17 protein-coding genes and 1 pseudogene are annotated in these 14,031 nt (G+C 71.4%); 13 read left to right on the top strand and 5 right to left on the bottom strand.

Features of this window, described 5'->3' with window-relative positions; genetic code table 11:
• Positions 1 to 32: 32 nt before the first annotated feature.
• A complete protein-coding gene (locus tag ABZY57_RS11035; RefSeq protein ID WP_356510445.1) occupies positions 33 to 440 on the bottom strand; it encodes a MarR family transcriptional regulator in 408 nt (135 codons plus the stop codon).
• 260 nt (positions 441 to 700) lie between these two features.
• Here ABZY57_RS11035 and ABZY57_RS11030 point away from each other — a divergent pair.
• A pseudogene (locus ABZY57_RS11030) lies at positions 701 to 880 on the top strand (hypothetical protein); the annotation flags it as partial.
• Positions 881 to 889: 9 nt separating this feature from the next.
• Here the strand turns inward: ABZY57_RS11030 and ABZY57_RS11025 are convergent.
• Positions 890 to 2,338: an MFS transporter gene (locus tag ABZY57_RS11025; protein WP_356510443.1), complete on the bottom strand. Its 1,449-nt coding sequence runs from the start codon at positions 2,336 to 2,338 to the stop codon at positions 890 to 892.
• A 128-nt stretch (positions 2,339 to 2,466) separates the two neighbouring features.
• On the opposite strand from ABZY57_RS11025, the gene ABZY57_RS11020 reads away from it, so the two are divergent.
• Positions 2,467 to 3,378, top strand: coding sequence for a LysR family transcriptional regulator (locus tag ABZY57_RS11020; protein WP_356510432.1), 912 nt, complete (start codon positions 2,467 to 2,469; stop codon positions 3,376 to 3,378).
• Between the two features lie 3 nt (positions 3,379 to 3,381).
• Here the strand turns inward: ABZY57_RS11020 and ABZY57_RS11015 are convergent, their stop codons facing one another.
• Positions 3,382 to 3,684, bottom strand: coding sequence for a PLD nuclease N-terminal domain-containing protein (locus ABZY57_RS11015; RefSeq protein WP_356510430.1), 303 nt, complete (start codon positions 3,682 to 3,684; stop codon positions 3,382 to 3,384).
• A 117-nt stretch (positions 3,685 to 3,801) separates the two neighbouring features.
• Here ABZY57_RS11015 and ABZY57_RS11010 point away from each other — a divergent pair, with 117 nt between their 5' ends.
• Genes ABZY57_RS11010 through mqnP form a run of 3 tightly spaced genes read left to right on the top strand, consistent with a single transcriptional unit; the run spans position 3,802 to position 6,649 of the window.
• A complete protein-coding gene (locus tag ABZY57_RS11010; RefSeq protein WP_356510428.1) occupies positions 3,802 to 5,259 on the top strand; it encodes a menaquinone biosynthesis decarboxylase in 1,458 nt (485 codons plus the stop codon).
• A complete protein-coding gene (locus tag ABZY57_RS11005; protein WP_356510426.1) occupies positions 5,256 to 5,729 on the top strand; it encodes a hypothetical protein in 474 nt (157 codons plus the stop codon). Before ABZY57_RS11010 ends, ABZY57_RS11005 begins: the two co-directional genes overlap by 4 nt.
• Positions 5,726 to 6,649, top strand: a complete 924-nt coding sequence (mqnP, locus tag ABZY57_RS11000) for a menaquinone biosynthesis prenyltransferase MqnP (protein ID WP_356510424.1) — start codon at positions 5,726 to 5,728, stop codon at positions 6,647 to 6,649. The genes ABZY57_RS11005 and mqnP overlap by 4 nt, the downstream gene beginning before the upstream one ends.
• A gap of 77 nt (positions 6,650 to 6,726) precedes the next feature.
• On the opposite strand, the gene ABZY57_RS10995 is transcribed toward mqnP, so the two are convergent.
• Complete coding sequence (locus ABZY57_RS10995; RefSeq protein WP_356510441.1) at positions 6,727 to 7,263, bottom strand: rhomboid family intramembrane serine protease; 537 nt, start codon at positions 7,261 to 7,263, stop codon at positions 6,727 to 6,729.
• A gap of 208 nt (positions 7,264 to 7,471) precedes the next feature.
• On the opposite strand from ABZY57_RS10995, the gene ABZY57_RS10990 reads away from it, so the two are divergent.
• A complete protein-coding gene (locus ABZY57_RS10990) occupies positions 7,472 to 8,158 on the top strand; it encodes a UbiX family flavin prenyltransferase (protein ID WP_356510422.1) in 687 nt (228 codons plus the stop codon).
• Here the strand turns inward: ABZY57_RS10990 and ABZY57_RS10985 are convergent.
• Positions 8,155 to 8,289 carry a hypothetical protein gene (locus ABZY57_RS10985; RefSeq protein ID WP_275431884.1) on the bottom strand — a complete coding sequence of 45 codons (135 nt, stop codon included), beginning with the start codon at positions 8,287 to 8,289 and terminating at the stop codon, positions 8,155 to 8,157. The two genes, ABZY57_RS10990 and ABZY57_RS10985, sit on opposite strands and share 4 nt — an antisense overlap.
• 129 nt (positions 8,290 to 8,418) lie before the next feature.
• On the opposite strand from ABZY57_RS10985, the gene ABZY57_RS10980 reads away from it, so the two are divergent.
• From ABZY57_RS10980 to ABZY57_RS10950, 7 genes are all read left to right on the top strand, one after another.
• Positions 8,419 to 8,874: an Lrp/AsnC family transcriptional regulator gene (locus tag ABZY57_RS10980; protein WP_243340137.1), complete on the top strand. Its 456-nt coding sequence runs from the start codon at positions 8,419 to 8,421 to the stop codon at positions 8,872 to 8,874.
• Positions 8,875 to 8,969: 95 nt separating this feature from the next.
• The gene (gene mqnE / locus ABZY57_RS10975; RefSeq protein ID WP_356510419.1) at positions 8,970 to 10,133 is read left to right on the top strand and encodes an aminofutalosine synthase MqnE; all 1,164 of its coding nucleotides are present in this window, start codon (positions 8,970 to 8,972) and stop codon (positions 10,131 to 10,133) included.
• Positions 10,134 to 10,252: 119 nt separating this feature from the next.
• Positions 10,253 to 10,777, top strand: a complete 525-nt coding sequence (locus tag ABZY57_RS10970; protein ID WP_356510417.1) for a GNAT family N-acetyltransferase — start codon at positions 10,253 to 10,255, stop codon at positions 10,775 to 10,777.
• 108 nt (positions 10,778 to 10,885) lie between these two features.
• Positions 10,886 to 11,200 (top strand): DUF4229 domain-containing protein, encoded by a 315-nt coding sequence (locus tag ABZY57_RS10965; protein ID WP_356510415.1) that lies wholly within the window; start codon positions 10,886 to 10,888, stop codon positions 11,198 to 11,200.
• Between the two features lie 174 nt (positions 11,201 to 11,374).
• Positions 11,375 to 11,482: a putative leader peptide gene (locus tag ABZY57_RS10960; protein WP_356510414.1), complete on the top strand. Its 108-nt coding sequence runs from the start codon at positions 11,375 to 11,377 to the stop codon at positions 11,480 to 11,482.
• 202 nt (positions 11,483 to 11,684) lie between these two features.
• On the top strand, positions 11,685 to 12,974 hold the full coding sequence (locus tag ABZY57_RS10955; protein ID WP_356510438.1) for a dicarboxylate/amino acid:cation symporter: 1,290 nt from the start codon (positions 11,685 to 11,687) through the stop codon (positions 12,972 to 12,974).
• Positions 12,975 to 13,061: 87 nt separating this feature from the next.
• Positions 13,062 to 13,715 (top strand): DUF6461 domain-containing protein, encoded by a 654-nt coding sequence (locus ABZY57_RS10950; protein ID WP_356510412.1) that lies wholly within the window; start codon positions 13,062 to 13,064, stop codon positions 13,713 to 13,715.
• Positions 13,716 to 14,031 lie beyond the last annotated feature (316 nt).

The following is a 14,031-nucleotide window of genomic DNA, read 5'->3' as shown; positions in this document are numbered from 1 at the left end:
CCCTGCGGCGTTTCCGGTCCCGGGCCGCCCCGTCACCAGGCGGGGCGCAGCGGCGGGAGGGGGCCGTCCCCGTTCAGGGTGCGGACCAGGCGGCCCAGTTCGGTGCGCAGGGCGCCGAGGTCGACGCTGCCGCGGCCGAGCTCGGCCTCCAGCTCGTGCAGCACCCGTCCGGCGGCCCCCAGGTGGGCGTTCGCGGCCTCCGTCAGGACCACCAGCTTGCGCCGGCCGCCCCCGGGGTGCGGGGTGCGGCGCAGGTAGCCGCGCCGCTCCAGCTCGTCCACGAGCTGTCCGGCGGCCTGTTTGGTCACCCCGAGCCGCTCGGCGAGCTCGGTCGCGGTGGCTCCGGAGGCCCCCAGGGCCTGGAAGGCCATGCCGTGCAGGGGGCGCAGGCCGTCGGCGTACCCGGCCTCGTCGAGGCGGCGGGTGAACTCGCCGAGCATGAGCTGGAAGCCGAGGCCGAGCAGGAAGGTCAGCTCGATGCCCGGGTCGGGGTCCCGGTCGGGGTCCCGGTCGGGGTCCGGGTCGGCGCGCTCGTCGTTCTGGTGGGGATGGGTCACGGAATCATGGTGACACAGGCGAGTCAAGCTGCTTTACTCGCATGAGTAAAGCAGCTTGACTCACTCGCCGGAGAAAGCGAAGGACCCCCTTGCGCGTCATCACCCCGTCCCCCGACCACGTCATCACCACCCCGAACGCGACCATGACCGGCTTCGCCTCCCCCAGCCGGGGCAGCGCCGAACTGAGCACCTGGCACGCCGCCATCCCCGCCGCGACCACCGGCCCCGAGCACTCCGTCAGCCGCGAGCAGGTCTGGACGGTCACCGTCGGCGCCCTGGACGTCACCTGCGGCGGCCGCACCGAGAAGGTCGCCGCGGGCGAGGCCGTGGTGCTACCCCCGGACGTCCTGCGCCACGTCCACGCCTTGGCGGACACCGAGGTGTACGTCGCCATGCGCGCCGACGGGCTCGTCTCCGTCCCCGGCACCGAGGGCACCCGCCCCCTGCCCTGGGCGGTGTGAGCCCCGCCGGAGCCCCGGCAGGGTGACGGCCGCCGCAACCAGTACCGCCGCGAACGGCACGAGCAGCGCCGTGCGGTACCCCTCCAGGGGGTCGGCGGCGCCGGCCGCCACCCCCGTCACCCCGGCCAGCCCGAGCGCCGCGCCGAACTGGAACGCCGTGTACAGCAGACCGCCCGCCAGGCCCTGCTCCTGCTCCGCGACCCCCTCGGTGGCGACGATGGTCAGCGGCCCGTAGACCAGGGCGAAGGCCAGCCCGAGCAGGATCAGGCTCGGCAGCATCAGCAGGTAGGACCAGTCGGCGCCCAGCGGCAGGAACAGCCCGTACGCCAGCGCCGCCAGCAGCAGTCCGGTGAAGATCAGCCGGCCGTTCCCGTACCGCGCCAGCAGCTGGGGCACCACGGTCGGCGACAGGACCGCGTCGATCCCGATCACCAGCATCGCGAGGCTGGTCTGCAGGGTGGACCAGCCCCGCACCTCCTGGAGGTAGAGCACCACCAGGAACTGGAATCCGAAGAACGCGGCCGAGAACAGCAGCGCCGCCGTGTTAGCCCGCAGCAGCGCGGGCGAGCGCAGGATGCCGAGCCGGACCAGGGGCTCGGCCGTGCGCCGCTCGACGAGGGCGAACGCCCCCAGCAGCGCCAGCCCCGCGACCGCCGGCATCGCCGCGGCCTCCTCCACACCGAGGACGAGCAGCACGACGCCGGCCGTGACGAGCACTCCGCCCCACACGTCGATCCGGCCCCGGTCCCGGCGCCCGGCCGGCGGAGCCTGCGGTACGAAGGCCAGCGCGCCCGCCAGGATCAGCGCGGCCAGCGCCACGGGAGCGAAGAACACCCAGCGCCAGCCCACCGAGGCGAGCAGCCCGCCAGCGACCAGCCCGACGGAGAACCCGGCGGCGGCCGTGCCCGAGTACACGAGCAGCGCCTTGTCCCGCTGTGCCCCCTCGTCGAAGCCGGTGGTGATGATCGACAGGCCCGCCGGGGTCATGAAGGCGGCCGCGACCCCCGTCACGAAGCGGGCGGCGATCAGCTGCCAGCCCTCCGTGGCGAGCCCGCCGAGCCCGGAGAAGAGCAGGAAGACCGACAGCCAGCCGATGAACATCGCGCGGCGTCCGAAGAGGTCGGCCGCGCGGCCGCCGAGCAGCATGAAGCCGCCGTAGCCGAGCACGTAGGCGCTCATCACCCACTGGAGCGCGCCGGTTTCGAGACCGAGGTCGGCGCGGATCGACGGCAGGGCGACGTTCAGCATCGCGACGTCGATGCCCTCGAGGAAGATGGCGCCGCACAGGACGAGCAGGACGCCGAGTCGGCGCCCGCGGATGGAATCGGTGGAGTCCACGGAGAGACCTCGCAGGATCGAGGAGGGAGGAGCGGGAAGTTGCCGGCTCAACCACCCTCGCCCGCCGTCCGTGCGGGAACAACGCCGAAGATCTCAACGCTCGTTCAGTCATGCTTACCGATCGCGACGAGCTGGACTGCTTCCTGATCCTGGCCGAGGAGCTGCACTTCGGCCGCACCGCCGAGCGCATGCTGCTCTCCCGGGCCCGCGTCAGCCAGCTCGTGCAGCGGCTGGAACGGCGCGTCGGTGCCCGGCTCTTCCTGCGCACCAGCCGCAGCGTCGCCCTCACCTCGCTCGGCGCCCAGCTCCGCGCCGACCTGGAACCCCACCACCGCGGCATCGCCGCCGCCCTGGACCGGGCCGCGGCCACCGCCCGCGCCGCGGACGGGGTGCTGCACGTCGGCTTCACCACCCCGCCCGCCGGTGAGCTCGTCCTGCGCACCGCACAGGCCCTGCGCACCACGCACCCCGGCATCACCGTGGAGGTGTGCGAGGTGCCGCTCTCGGACCCGTACGGGCAACTGCGCGGTGGGGCCTTCGACGTGGCCTTCGCGGAGTTCCCGGTGCGCGAACCCGACCTCGGGGAGGGGCCGACGCTGTTCACGGAGGCGCGGGCGCTGGCCGTGTCCGCCGGGCATCCGCTGGCCGCGCGGGACTCCGTGACGCTGGAGGAGCTGGCGGGGGTCGCGCTGCTGACCGTGGCCGGGGACCTGCCCGCGTACCTGCGCGAACACCAGGCCCCGGCGCGCACCCCGGGCGGCCGGCCGATCCGTCGCGGCCCGGAGGTGACGAACCTGCAGGAGGCGCTGATGCTGGTCGCGGCCGGTCAGGGCGCCCTGCTGACGTCGGCCCACGCCGCGGCCTACCACGCACGGCCCGGGGTCACCCACGTGCCCGTGGCCGACGCCGAGCCGGTCGGGTACGGGCTGGTCTGGCGCGCGGGCGAGGACACCGGTGCCGTACGGGCCTTCGCGCAGGCGGCGCACCGGGCCGCGGCGCGGACCGGCGCCGGAGCCCCGTAGGGCTCAGTCCTTGTCCTTGTCCTTCTCGTCCCGCTCCTCGCGCAGGGACTTCAGGAACTCCGGGTTGTCGTCGGGGGCCACCCACGTGCGGCGGCCCGGGCGCGGCCGGCCGCCGCCACCGCCGGGTACCCGCTTCTTGCCCGCGAAGAGCCACACCACCGGACCGACGATCGAGAAGAGCAGGATGATCAGGACCCAGACGACCTTGGGGAGGTGCTTGACCTCTTCTTCCGGCGTGTTCAGGCAGTCGATGAAGGTGTAGATGGTCAGCGCGATGATCAGCAGGAACGGCAGATAGCGCAGCACGGTGTGGGACCGACCCCCAGAAGAACGGTGCGGGCCGGGCAGGCCCGCCGTGGACTCTTCCAGGGTAGAGGGCCCGCCGCGGTTCGGGGTCTGAGCGGGGATGCCACAATTGCCCGCATGGCTTACGACGATCTCCGCTCGCTGCTCCGGGCCCTCGAGCGGGAGGGCGACCTCAAGCGCATCAAGGCCGAAGTGGACCCGTACCTAGAGGTCGGGGAGATCGTCGACAGAGTGAACAAGGCGGGCGGACCCGCGCTGCTCTTCGAGAACGTCAAGGGCTCGGCGATGCCGCTGGCCATGAACGTCTTCGGCACCGACCGGCGCCTGCTGAAGGCCCTCGGGCTCACGTCGTACGCCGAGATCAGCGAGAAGATCGGCGGCCTGCTCAAGCCGGAGCTGCCCCAGGGCTTCATCGGCGTCCGCGAGGCCTTCGGCAAGCTCGGCTCGATGGTGCACGTGCCGCCGAAGAAGGTGAAGGGCGACTCCGCGCCCGTCCAGGAGGTCGTCCTCACCGGCGACGACGTGGACCTGGACCAGCTGCCGGCCCTCTTCACCTGGCCCAAGGACGGCGGGTCCTTCTTCAACCTCGGCCTGACGCACACCAAGCACCCGGAGACGGGCGTGCGCAACCTCGGCCTGTACCGGCTCCAGCGCCACGACAAGCGCACCATCGGCATGCACTGGCAGATCCACAAGGACAGCCGCAACCACTACGCGGTGGCCGCCGCGCGCGGTGAGCGGCTGCCGGTCGCGATCGCCTTCGGCTGCCCGCCGGCCGTGACGTACGCGTCGACCGCGCCGCTGCCCGGTGACATCGACGAGTACCTCTTCGCCGGGTTCGTGGCGGGCAAGCGGATCGAGATGGTGGACTGCAAGACCGTCCCGCTCCAGGTCCCGGCCAACGCCGAGGTGGTCATCGAGGGCTGGCTGGAGCCCGGTGAGACCCTTCCCGAGGGTCCCTTCGGCGACCACACCGGCTTCTACACCCCGCAGGAGCCGTTCCCCGCGCTGAAGATCGACTGCGTGACGATGCGCAGGCGTCCGCTGATCCAGTCGATCGTCGTCGGCCGGCCGCCGACGGAGGACGGCCCGCTGGGGCGAGCGACGGAACGCTTCTTCCTGCCGCTCCTCAAGATCATCGTCCCGGACATCGTGGACTACCACCTCCCCGAGTCGGGCGGCTTCCACAACTGCGCGATCGTCTCGATCGACAAGAAGTACCCCAAGCACGCGCAGAAGGTCATGCACGCCATCTGGGGCGCGCACATGATGTCGCTGACCAAGCTGATCATCGTGGTCGACAAGGACTGCGACGTCCACGACCTCCACGAGGTCTCCTGGCGGGCGCTCGGCAATACGGACTACGCCCGCGACCTCACCGTCGTGGAGGGTCCGGTGGACCACCTGGACCATGCCTCCTACCAGCAGTTCTGGGGAGGCAAGGCGGGTATCGACGCCACGAAGAAGCTGCCGACGGAGGGTTACACCCGGGACGGCGGCTGGCCTGACATGGTCGAGTCCGACCCCGCGACCGCGGCCCTGGTGGACCGGCGCTGGAAGGAGTACGGACTGTGAGCCCGATCGAGGTGGGCGGCCCGGAGCTGGTCATCGGCACGGCCGATGCGTACGTGGCCCTGGCGCGCCCGGAGATCGACCCGGCGCAGCCCGGCGTGGTGCTGGCCGCGCGCGAGGCGGGGGTGAGCCCCGAGGAGTTCGCCGGGCCCGGGGACACCTGGGCCGTGATGTTCGAGGTGGCCGAGGACGGCGGTGGCTTCGAGCTGCCGGGCGCCCGTGACACCGAGGCGGACGGCTTCGCGGAGCAGCTGCAGCTCGCGCTGGCGGCGGCCGAGCCGTTCACCGCAGAGGCGGGCAACTTCCTGCGCCTGGAGGCCCGCCCCTCGGGCGACGCCTGGCTGGTCACCGCCCATGTCACCCCGCCCGAGGGCGAGGAGGACGGGGCCGCCCCCCAGAGCCTGGAGCTGGGCGCCCTGCCGGCGGCGGAGCTGCTGGCCGACATCGAAGACTTCCGGAGAACCCTCGCATGATGACCACCGCCGACGAGGTCGTCGGATCCGGCCCCGCGCCGCAGGCCGGTGGCAAGGTCAAGGCCTTCCTGCGGCTCGTGATGATCGAGCACTCGGTCTTCGCGCTGCCGTTCGCCTACATCGCCGCGCTCACCGCCATGTACACGCTCGACGAGCGGATGCACTGGACCGAGCTGCTGCTCGTCACCGTCTGCATGGTGGGGCTGCGGACCTTCGCGATGGCCGCCAACCGGATCATCGACCGGGAGATCGACGCGCGGAACCCGCGCACCGCCGGGCGCGAGCTGGTGACGGGAGCCGTCTCGGTCCGCTCCGCGTGGACCGGGGCCGGGATCGCCCTCGCGGTGTTCCTCGGGTCGGCGGCGCTGCTGAACCCGCTCTGCCTGATGCTGGCGCCGATCGCTGTCGTGCCGATGGTGGTGTACCCGTACGGGAAGCGGTTCACGAACTTCCCGCACGCCATCCTCGGCATCGCCCAGGCGATGGGCCCGGTCGGGGCCTGGATCGCGATCACCGGCGCGTGGTCCTGGGACGCGGTGATCCTCGGCCTCGCGGTGGGCGTGTGGATCGGCGGCTTCGACCTGATCTTCGCCTGCCAGGACGTGGCCGCGGACCGCGCCGAGGGCGTCAAGTCCGTCCCGGCCCGCTTCGGCATCCCGGCCGCCCTGTGGGGCGCGCGCGGCGCGCACGTGGTCACCACGGGCCTGCTGGCCTGGTACGCCGTGGCGACGGACGCGGGCTGGCTGTTCTGGCTCGGCCTGCTGATCGTCGTGGCCGCCTTCGTCTACGAGCACACCATCGTCACGCCCCACGACCTGTCCCGCCTGAACCGCGCCTTCTTCACGGTGAACGGCTTCATCGGCATGGCCCTGTTCGTGTGCGCCCTGCTCGACCTGGTGGTGCGGGGGCTGTCGCTGTAGCCCGAGCGTGTGTGCCCTGCCGGAACCGGCGGTTCGCGGCCTGCCCGGGTGGCTGGCGTCGACCCCGGCGCCGCCGGCTAGAGCGCGGCCACTTCCGGGCGCGGGCGGGCGATCAGGGCCACTGCCGCGCCCGCCAGGAGGCCGAAGAGGTGGGCCTGCCAGCTGACCACCGAGTCCGTCGGGAGGGCTCCGGCCAGGAAGGTCGTGCCCCAGACGGCGGCGATGACGACGGCGACCGCGACGCCCAGCGGGTTGCGCTCCACGAAGCCGCGGACCAGCAGGTAGCCGAAGAGGCCGAAGATCAGGCCCGAGGCGCCCGCCGTGATGCTGTGGGGCGGGGAGATCAGCCACACGGCGAAGCCGTCGGCCAGGATGATGGCCGCGCAGACGGCCAGGAAGCGGCCGATGCCGCTCAGTGCGGTGACGAAGCCGAGGACCAGCAGCGGGACGCTGTTGGAGGCCACGTGGTCGAAGCCGAAGTGCAGGAAGGGCGCCAGGGGTATCCCGCTCAGGCCGTCCGCCGCGCGCGCGGTGATCCCGTAGGCGTCGAGCGCGTGGCCCGTGGCGTGGTCGACGGCCTCGATCAGCCACAACAGTGCCACCCAGCCCAGCATCAGCTTCGCGGCGGCCACGGCCCGGCCGGTCCGGGTCCAGACGAAGGATCCGGTACCGCCCGCGTCCGTACCGCCCGCGCTCGTACCGCCCGCGCGCATCCCGCTGCCGCTCATGACGTCACCGTCCCCTGTTCCGCCGTGTCCACCCCTTGAACGTGCGGACACCTTAGCCAGTGCCCCCCGGCGGTGGCCGGATAGTCTCGGAGGTATGACTGAGGGCAAGCGCACCCCGTGGGTGGTCGGGGTTTCCGGGGCGTCCGGGACGCCGTACGCGGCCGCGGTGATCCGCGGGCTGCTGGCGGCGGGCGAGAGCGTGGACCTGGTGGTGAGCCGGGCGTCGCGCCTGACGCTGCTGGACGAGACGGGCATCGCCTTCCGCGACGCGCACTGGCGCGCAGATCTGGGGGAGTGGCTGGAGCGGGGGGCCGACGGCAAGCCCGCGACCTTCGCGCGCCCGGACCTCGACGGCGTGCGCTACTGGCCCGCGGGCGACCTGGCGGCCGGACCGAGCAGCGGCTCGTACCCGGTGAAGGGGATGCTGATCGTGCCCGCGTCCACGGCCTGCGTGGCCGGGGTGGCGCTCGGGCTGTCGAAGGACCTGCTCCAGCGGGTCGCGAGCGTGACGCTCAAGGAGCGGCGCCGACTGGTGGTCGCGGTACGGGAGACCCCGTTGAGCGGGCAGACGCTGAAGCATCTGGTGGGCCTGGACGAGGCGGGCGCAGTGGTGCTGCCCGCCTCTCCGGCGTTCTACGCGGGTGCGACGCACATCCAGGATCTGGTGGACTTCGTCGCGGGGCGGGTGCTCGACGCGGCAGGGGTGCCGCACGGGCTGTACCGCCGGTGGGACGGGGAGCTCGGTGGCTCCCGCCCCCGGGAGGTCGACGGTGGCGCTTAGCGCTTCTTGGCGCGCCCCGGCTTACGGGTCTTGTCGACGCGGTGTGCGGCGGCGGGCTGGTCGGTGCGGGATCGGTTGGCCAGCTCCTGGAGCTGTCGCATGTGCGCGTAGGCCATCTCGATCGTGTACACGGTGAACCACTCCTGAAATTGTCAGATCATCGCTGATCTGTTGAAAGATTCACAGGGTGTCGACCCTGTGTGCCTTTGATTCTATACGTAAACTTGAGGGATTGCCGAATAATGGAAGGCTCCAGGTATATGGACGCGGTGGACAAGCAGCTCATCCAGGCACTTCGTGAGAACGGACGTGCCTCGTACGCGGAGCTGGGCCGGCTCGTGGGCCTCTCCGGCCCCAGCGTCACCGACCGGATCAACCGGCTGGAGACGGCCGGAGTCATCACCGGCTACCGCGCGACCGTGGACGCGGCCTCGCTCGGCCTCGGCGTCACGGCGCTGATCGGCATCTCGCTGTCGGACGCCGCGGACCACGAGGACGTGGCCCGCCGGCTGCGCGACCTCTCGGAGATCGAGGACTGCTGGTTCATCGCCGGCGACGACTCGTACATGCTCAAGGTCCGGGCCGGCGACGTGGACGGGCTGGAGCGGATCATCCGCAAGCTCTCCAGCACCAAGGGCGTCTCGCGCACGCGCACGACGATCGTGCTCTCCACCAAGTGGGAGAACCGGGTCGGGGGCCTGCCGGAGGAAGCCTGAGGGCGCTGAGAGTACGGTTGGGGCGCGGTTGTGGGGCACACGTACCGCGCCGCGGACAGCGCGGGACGGACATGAGGACAGAGGAGAGGACCGGCATGGACGCTGGGCTCAAGCGTGAGCTGGAGGACAAGGTTCGCTCCGGCGAGCGGCTGACCCGTGAGGACGGCATCGCCCTCTACGAGTCGGACGACCTGGCCTGGCTCGGCGGCCTCGCCCACGAGGTGCGCACGCGGAAGAACGGCGACGTCGTCCACTTCAACGTCAACCGCCACCTCAACATGACCAACGTGTGCACGGCCTCGTGCGCGTACTGCTCGTTCCAGCGCAAGCCGGGCGAGAAGGACGCGTACACGATGCGCATCGAGGAAGCCGTTCGCCTGGCCAAGACCATGGAGAACGAGAACCTCACCGAGCTGCACATCGTCAACGGCCTGCACCCCAGCCTGCCGTGGCGGTACTACCCGCGCTCGCTCTCCGCGCTGAAGGAGGCGCTGCCGAACGTCTCGCTGAAGGCGTTCACGGCGACCGAGATCCACCACTTCGAGACGATCTCCGGCATGTCGGCCTCCGACATCCTGGACGAGCTGATCGCGGCCGGCCTGGAATCGCTCACCGGCGGCGGCGCGGAGATCTTCGACTGGGAGGTCCGCCAGCACATCGTCGACCACAACACCCACTGGGAAGACTGGTCGCGCATCCACCGCCTCGCGCACTCCAAGGGCCTCAAGACCCCGGCGACGATGCTCTACGGGCACATCGAGGAGCCGCGCCACCGCGTGGACCACGTGCTCCGGCTGCGCGAACTGCAGGACGAGACCGGCGGTTTCCAGGTCTTCATCCCGCTGCGCTACCAGCACGACTTCGTGGACATGAAGGACGGCAAGGTACGCAACAAGCTCCAGGCGCGTACGACGATGGCGACGGGCGCCGAGGCGCTGAAGACCTTCGCGGTCTCCCGCCTGCTCTTCGACAACGTCCCGCACGTGAAGGTCTTCTGGGTGATGCACGGCGTGCAGACGGCGCAGCTCGCCCTCCAGCACGGCGCGGACGACATGGACGGCTCGGTCGTCGAGTACAAGATCACGCACGACGCGGACAACTACGGCACCCCGAACAAGCTGGGCCGCGAGGACCTGCTCGAACTGATCCGCGAGGCGGGCTTCCGCCCGGTCGAGCGCAACACGCGCTACGAGATCATCCGCGAGTACCCCGGCCCGGACGCGGAGCTCCGCGAGACCCCGCAGGCGATGCGGGTCTGACGCCGGTCCCGTCCGTCCCTTCCCGTTCCTGCCCGTCCTGACGCCCTGGGCCCCGGTTCCCCCCTCGTGGGGGCCGGGGCTCTTTGCGCACGGGGTGAGGTAATAGATAATCTCGCCCCATGACCCTTACCTACACCTTCGATCCGGTCGTCGACCCCGCCCTGGTCGAAGACTTCGCCGCGCTCTGGGCCGACGTGTCCAACGCCGGCGGCGCGGTGGGCTTCGTACCGCCCGTCGCCCTGGAGGACGTCCGCCCCGAGGTGGACAAGCACCTCGCCGCGGCCGCCGAGGGCCGCAGCCGCCTGCTCGTCGGGCGCGACACCGCCGGCCGGGTGCGCGCCACCGCCGTCATCGCCCCCAACCAGCACCGGCTGCAGAAGCACTGGGTCTGGGTCTACACCGTCATGGTCGACCCCGCCCTCCAGGGCAGCGGCGCCGGCCGTGCGCTGATGGAGGCCGTCGCGGACGCCGCCCGCACGATGGGGGGCATCGAGGCGATCCGCCTCGGCTGCCGGGGCGGGCTGGGCCTGGAGCACTTCTACGCCGCCTGCGGCTACAAGGAGGTCGGCCGCGTCCCCGGCGCCATCCGCGTGGCCCCGGGCGACGACCGCGACGACATCACCCTCGTGCTGCCGCTGTACTGACCTGCGGGCCCTCGCGGGGCGCGACCCCGGCGGGCCGGTGCCGGGGTCCGGCGTGCTTCACTGGACGGGCACGTACCGCCGTAGGACGACCAGAGAGAAGGGGTCACCGTGTCCCTCAAGCCGAGCGCGACGATCCGTTACACCGCGATGCGCCTGGGGATCTTCGTCGGGTGCCTCGTCCTCGTCGCCGGTCTCGTCCGGCTGGGCTGGGTGCCCTCCGGGCTCGGTGACGCCAACCCCGCCTGGGTCGTGCTGCTCGCCCTCGTACTGTCCGCGCCGCTCTCCTTCGTGCTGCTGCGCAAGCAGCGCGACGAGATGTCCGCGGTCATTGCCGGACGCGTCGCGGGCGCGAAGGACAAGCTCGCCGCGAACCGCAGCCAGGAGGACGACGCGGTCGACGAGGCCGCGCGCGCCGGCCGTTAGGGCCAGTTGGCTTCATCACACACCGAAATGCCTCGGCACCGGGTTCGCCGCCCGTGATGCCGGGGCTTTCGGCGTTTTCCGAGGGGTTCGGCGGGATTCGCGGCCCGCGGTCGAGACAGTTGACCCAAAGGGAGACTTTGAGATTCCCAAAGGTGAAGTGTTAGCGTGTTCAACATGTTGACGACAGCGGCGCACCAGACGATCACGAGCGTTCCGCTCGTGGCGCGCCTGCACGTCGACCTCTGCCGCCGCGCGTCCGCGGCCTGTTGCTGCTGTCGCTGAGTCCCGCGACCAGCCCTGGCACAGCAGCGGTCCCGCCCGCCCGGCTCTTCGCTTTTCCGGGTGCTGCCGCACCGCACCACCACCCCACCGCAGAAACCGCAGAACCACCCGGAGAGTGTCCGTGTCCGCGTCACCGCAGACCCCTGCCGTCGAGGCCCCCGCCCCGGCGAAGAAGTCCTTCTCGTTCCCCTTCTGGGCCCAGATCGTCACCGGCCTCGTGCTCGGCGTTCTGCTCGGCTGGGTCTCCCGCAGCCAGGAGATCAGCTGGCTCGGTACGACCCTGGAGCAGATAGGCGACATATTCGTCCAGCTCCTGAAGCTGGCCGTCGCCCCGCTCGTCTTCTTCGCCATCCTGGTGTCGATCACCAACCTCCGGAAGGTGAACAACGCCGCACGGCTCGCCTCGCGCACGCTGCTCTGGTTCATGATCACGTCGCTGATCGCGGTGGCCATCGGCCTCGCCATCGGCCTGCTCACCAACCCGGGCTCCGGCACCGGCCTCACCCCGCAGGACGGCAAGCTGCCGAAGCGCGAGGGGTCCTGGCTCGACTTCCTGACCGGCATCGTGCCGACCGACGTCATCACGCCGTTCACCGAGCTGAACGTCCTGCAGATCGTCTTCCTCGCCGCCGTCGCGGGCATCGCCGCCCTTCAGCTCGGCGCCAAGGCCCAGCCGGTGCTGAACCTCGCCGAGTCCGTGCTGGAGCTGCTCCAGAAGGCCCTGTGGTGGGTCATCCGCCTCGCCCCGATCGGCACCGTCGGTCTGATCGGCACCGCGATCGCCACCTACGGCTGGGACCTGCTCGGCAAGTACGCCACCTTCACGGTGGACGTGTACGTCGGCTCCGCGCTCGTGATGTTCGGCGTCTACCCGCTGCTCCTGTGGACCGTCGCCAAGGTCAACCCGCTCCAGTTCTTCAAGGGCGCCTGGCCGGCCATCCAGCTGGCCTTCGTCTCCCGCTCCTCGGTCGGCACCATGCCGGTCACCCAGAAGGTCACCGAGCGCCTCGGCGTCCCGAAGGAGTACGCCTCCTTCGCCGTCCCGTTCGGCGCGACCACCAAGATGGACGGCTGCGCCGCGATCTACCCGGCGCTCGCCGCGATCTTCATCGCGCAGATCTTCGACGTGCAGCTCGGCATCACCGACTACCTGCTGATCGCCTTCGTCTCGGTCGTCGGCTCCGCCGCCACGGCCGGCCTGACGGGCGCCACGGTCATGCTCACCCTGACCCTCTCCACGCTGGGCCTCCCGCTGGAGGGCGTGGGCCTGCTGATGGCGATCGACCCGATCCTGGACATGATGCGCACCGCCACGAACGTGGCCGGCCAGGCGCTGGTCCCGGTCATCGTCGCGGCCCGCGAGGGAATCCTGGACAAGGCCGCCTACGCCACCGCCTCCTCCTCCCTCCTGGACGAGCCGGCCGAGGCCGTGGCCCCGGCCGGGTCCGACGCCGAGGACGCAGACCCGGCGAAGGTCCTCGTCACCGCCTGAGGCCACGCGCGTCCCGCTCACCGCAGCCCCCGCCCCCGTCCGGGCGGGGGCTGCGGCGTGTCGGTGGGGGGTGTGAGGATGCGCCGTATGACATCGGAGAGCTCGGCCACCGCCGCCGACTACAGCTGGATACGGGCCTCGCCCTCGCTGTTCGCGTACGCGCTGGAAGGCGGGTACACCCTGACGCTGGTACGGGGCCTCTCGCCCGTGGAGGTCCTGGACGCGGTGGGGGCCGAGCCGCGGGACGCGTGCGAGGGGTTCCACGACCTGGTCTTCGAGCACACGGAGATCCTCGACGCGTACGGGTACTCGCCCGACTCCTTCCTCGCGGGCGCCTTCACCGTCCCGGGCGAGGGCGGGGACTGGACGCTCGTGCTGGAGTTCGGCGGCGACGTCGGGACGCGGCCGCGGTTCATGGAGGCCCTGTCGGCCGGCTCGCGTGCCGTCTCGCACACGAGCAACGGGGGCAAGCCCATGGACTTCTTCCACTGGTACGAGGACGGGGAACTGCGGACGACCTTCGAGTACCCGGCGGACCGCACCGGCAGCACCCCCGACGAGCTGAACGCCGTGATGAGCGAGCTCGGCCTGAACCCGACGGGCGACACGGACCCCGAAGTCGACGAGAAGGCGGCGGTGTTCGCCCTCGCCGAGCGACTCACGGGGGTCCGGGTGACGGAGGCCCTCCTGAGGGAAGCCGTGTACGTGACGGGCGAGGTCGGCGAGGAGTCCCCCGGGTAGCGGGCGGGCCTCGTCAGGCGGTGCGCACCGCCATGAGCAGGCCGCTCGCCCAGGCCAGGCGGAGAGGTCGAAGGGAGGGCCGTCGAACGCCTCCAGCCACGTGCCGCCGTCCCGGACACGAACGTCACCCGCGGGTCGGAGCCCAGTTGCTCCAGGACAGCGTGAAGCCCGCGTCGGCCGCCTTGGCGCGCAACGAGGGCAGGAAGGCGGGGAGTCGGCTCGGCATGTCGCCCATGGGGAGATCATGCGAGCGCCATGTCCCCCGGGCAAGGCCGTTTCCCGGCGGCGCGGTCGACGGGCTCGGCGTGGACCCCGA

The organism is Streptomyces sp. NPDC006450 (assembly GCF_040612195.1).
Classification (GTDB): Bacteria; Actinomycetota; Actinomycetes; order Streptomycetales; family Streptomycetaceae; genus Streptomyces.
The sequence above is the reverse complement of the archived record's forward strand: the minus strand, read 5'-3'. Positions and strand labels throughout refer to the sequence as shown.

What these genes read in the sequence shown, in the direction of transcription:
- ABZY57_RS10970 (WP_356510417.1), top strand. Translation starts at nt 10,253, where the DNA reads ATGACCCTTACCTACACCTTCGATCCGGTCGTCGACCCCGCCCTGGTC.
- ABZY57_RS11010 (WP_356510428.1), top strand. Translation starts at nt 3,802, where the DNA reads ATGGCTTACGACGATCTCCGCTCGCTGCTCCGGGCCCTCGAGCGGGAG.
- mqnE (WP_356510419.1), top strand. Translation starts at nt 8,970, where the DNA reads ATGGACGCTGGGCTCAAGCGTGAGCTGGAGGACAAGGTTCGCTCCGGC.
- ABZY57_RS11035 (WP_356510445.1), bottom strand. Translation starts at nt 440, where the DNA reads ATGCTCGGCGAGTTCACCCGCCGCCTCGACGAGGCCGGGTACGCCGAC.
- ABZY57_RS10995 (WP_356510441.1), bottom strand. Translation starts at nt 7,263, where the DNA reads ATGCTGGGCTGGGTGGCACTGTTGTGGCTGATCGAGGCCGTCGACCAC.
- ABZY57_RS11020 (WP_356510432.1), top strand. Translation starts at nt 2,467, where the DNA reads ATGCTTACCGATCGCGACGAGCTGGACTGCTTCCTGATCCTGGCCGAG.
- mqnP (WP_356510424.1), top strand. Translation starts at nt 5,726, where the DNA reads ATGATGACCACCGCCGACGAGGTCGTCGGATCCGGCCCCGCGCCGCAG.
- ABZY57_RS10990 (WP_356510422.1), top strand. Translation starts at nt 7,472, where the DNA reads ATGACTGAGGGCAAGCGCACCCCGTGGGTGGTCGGGGTTTCCGGGGCG.
- ABZY57_RS10950 (WP_356510412.1), top strand. Translation starts at nt 13,062, where the DNA reads ATGACATCGGAGAGCTCGGCCACCGCCGCCGACTACAGCTGGATACGG.
- ABZY57_RS10980 (WP_243340137.1), top strand. Translation starts at nt 8,419, where the DNA reads ATGGACGCGGTGGACAAGCAGCTCATCCAGGCACTTCGTGAGAACGGA.
- ABZY57_RS10960 (WP_356510414.1), top strand. Translation starts at nt 11,375, where the DNA reads ATGTTGACGACAGCGGCGCACCAGACGATCACGAGCGTTCCGCTCGTG.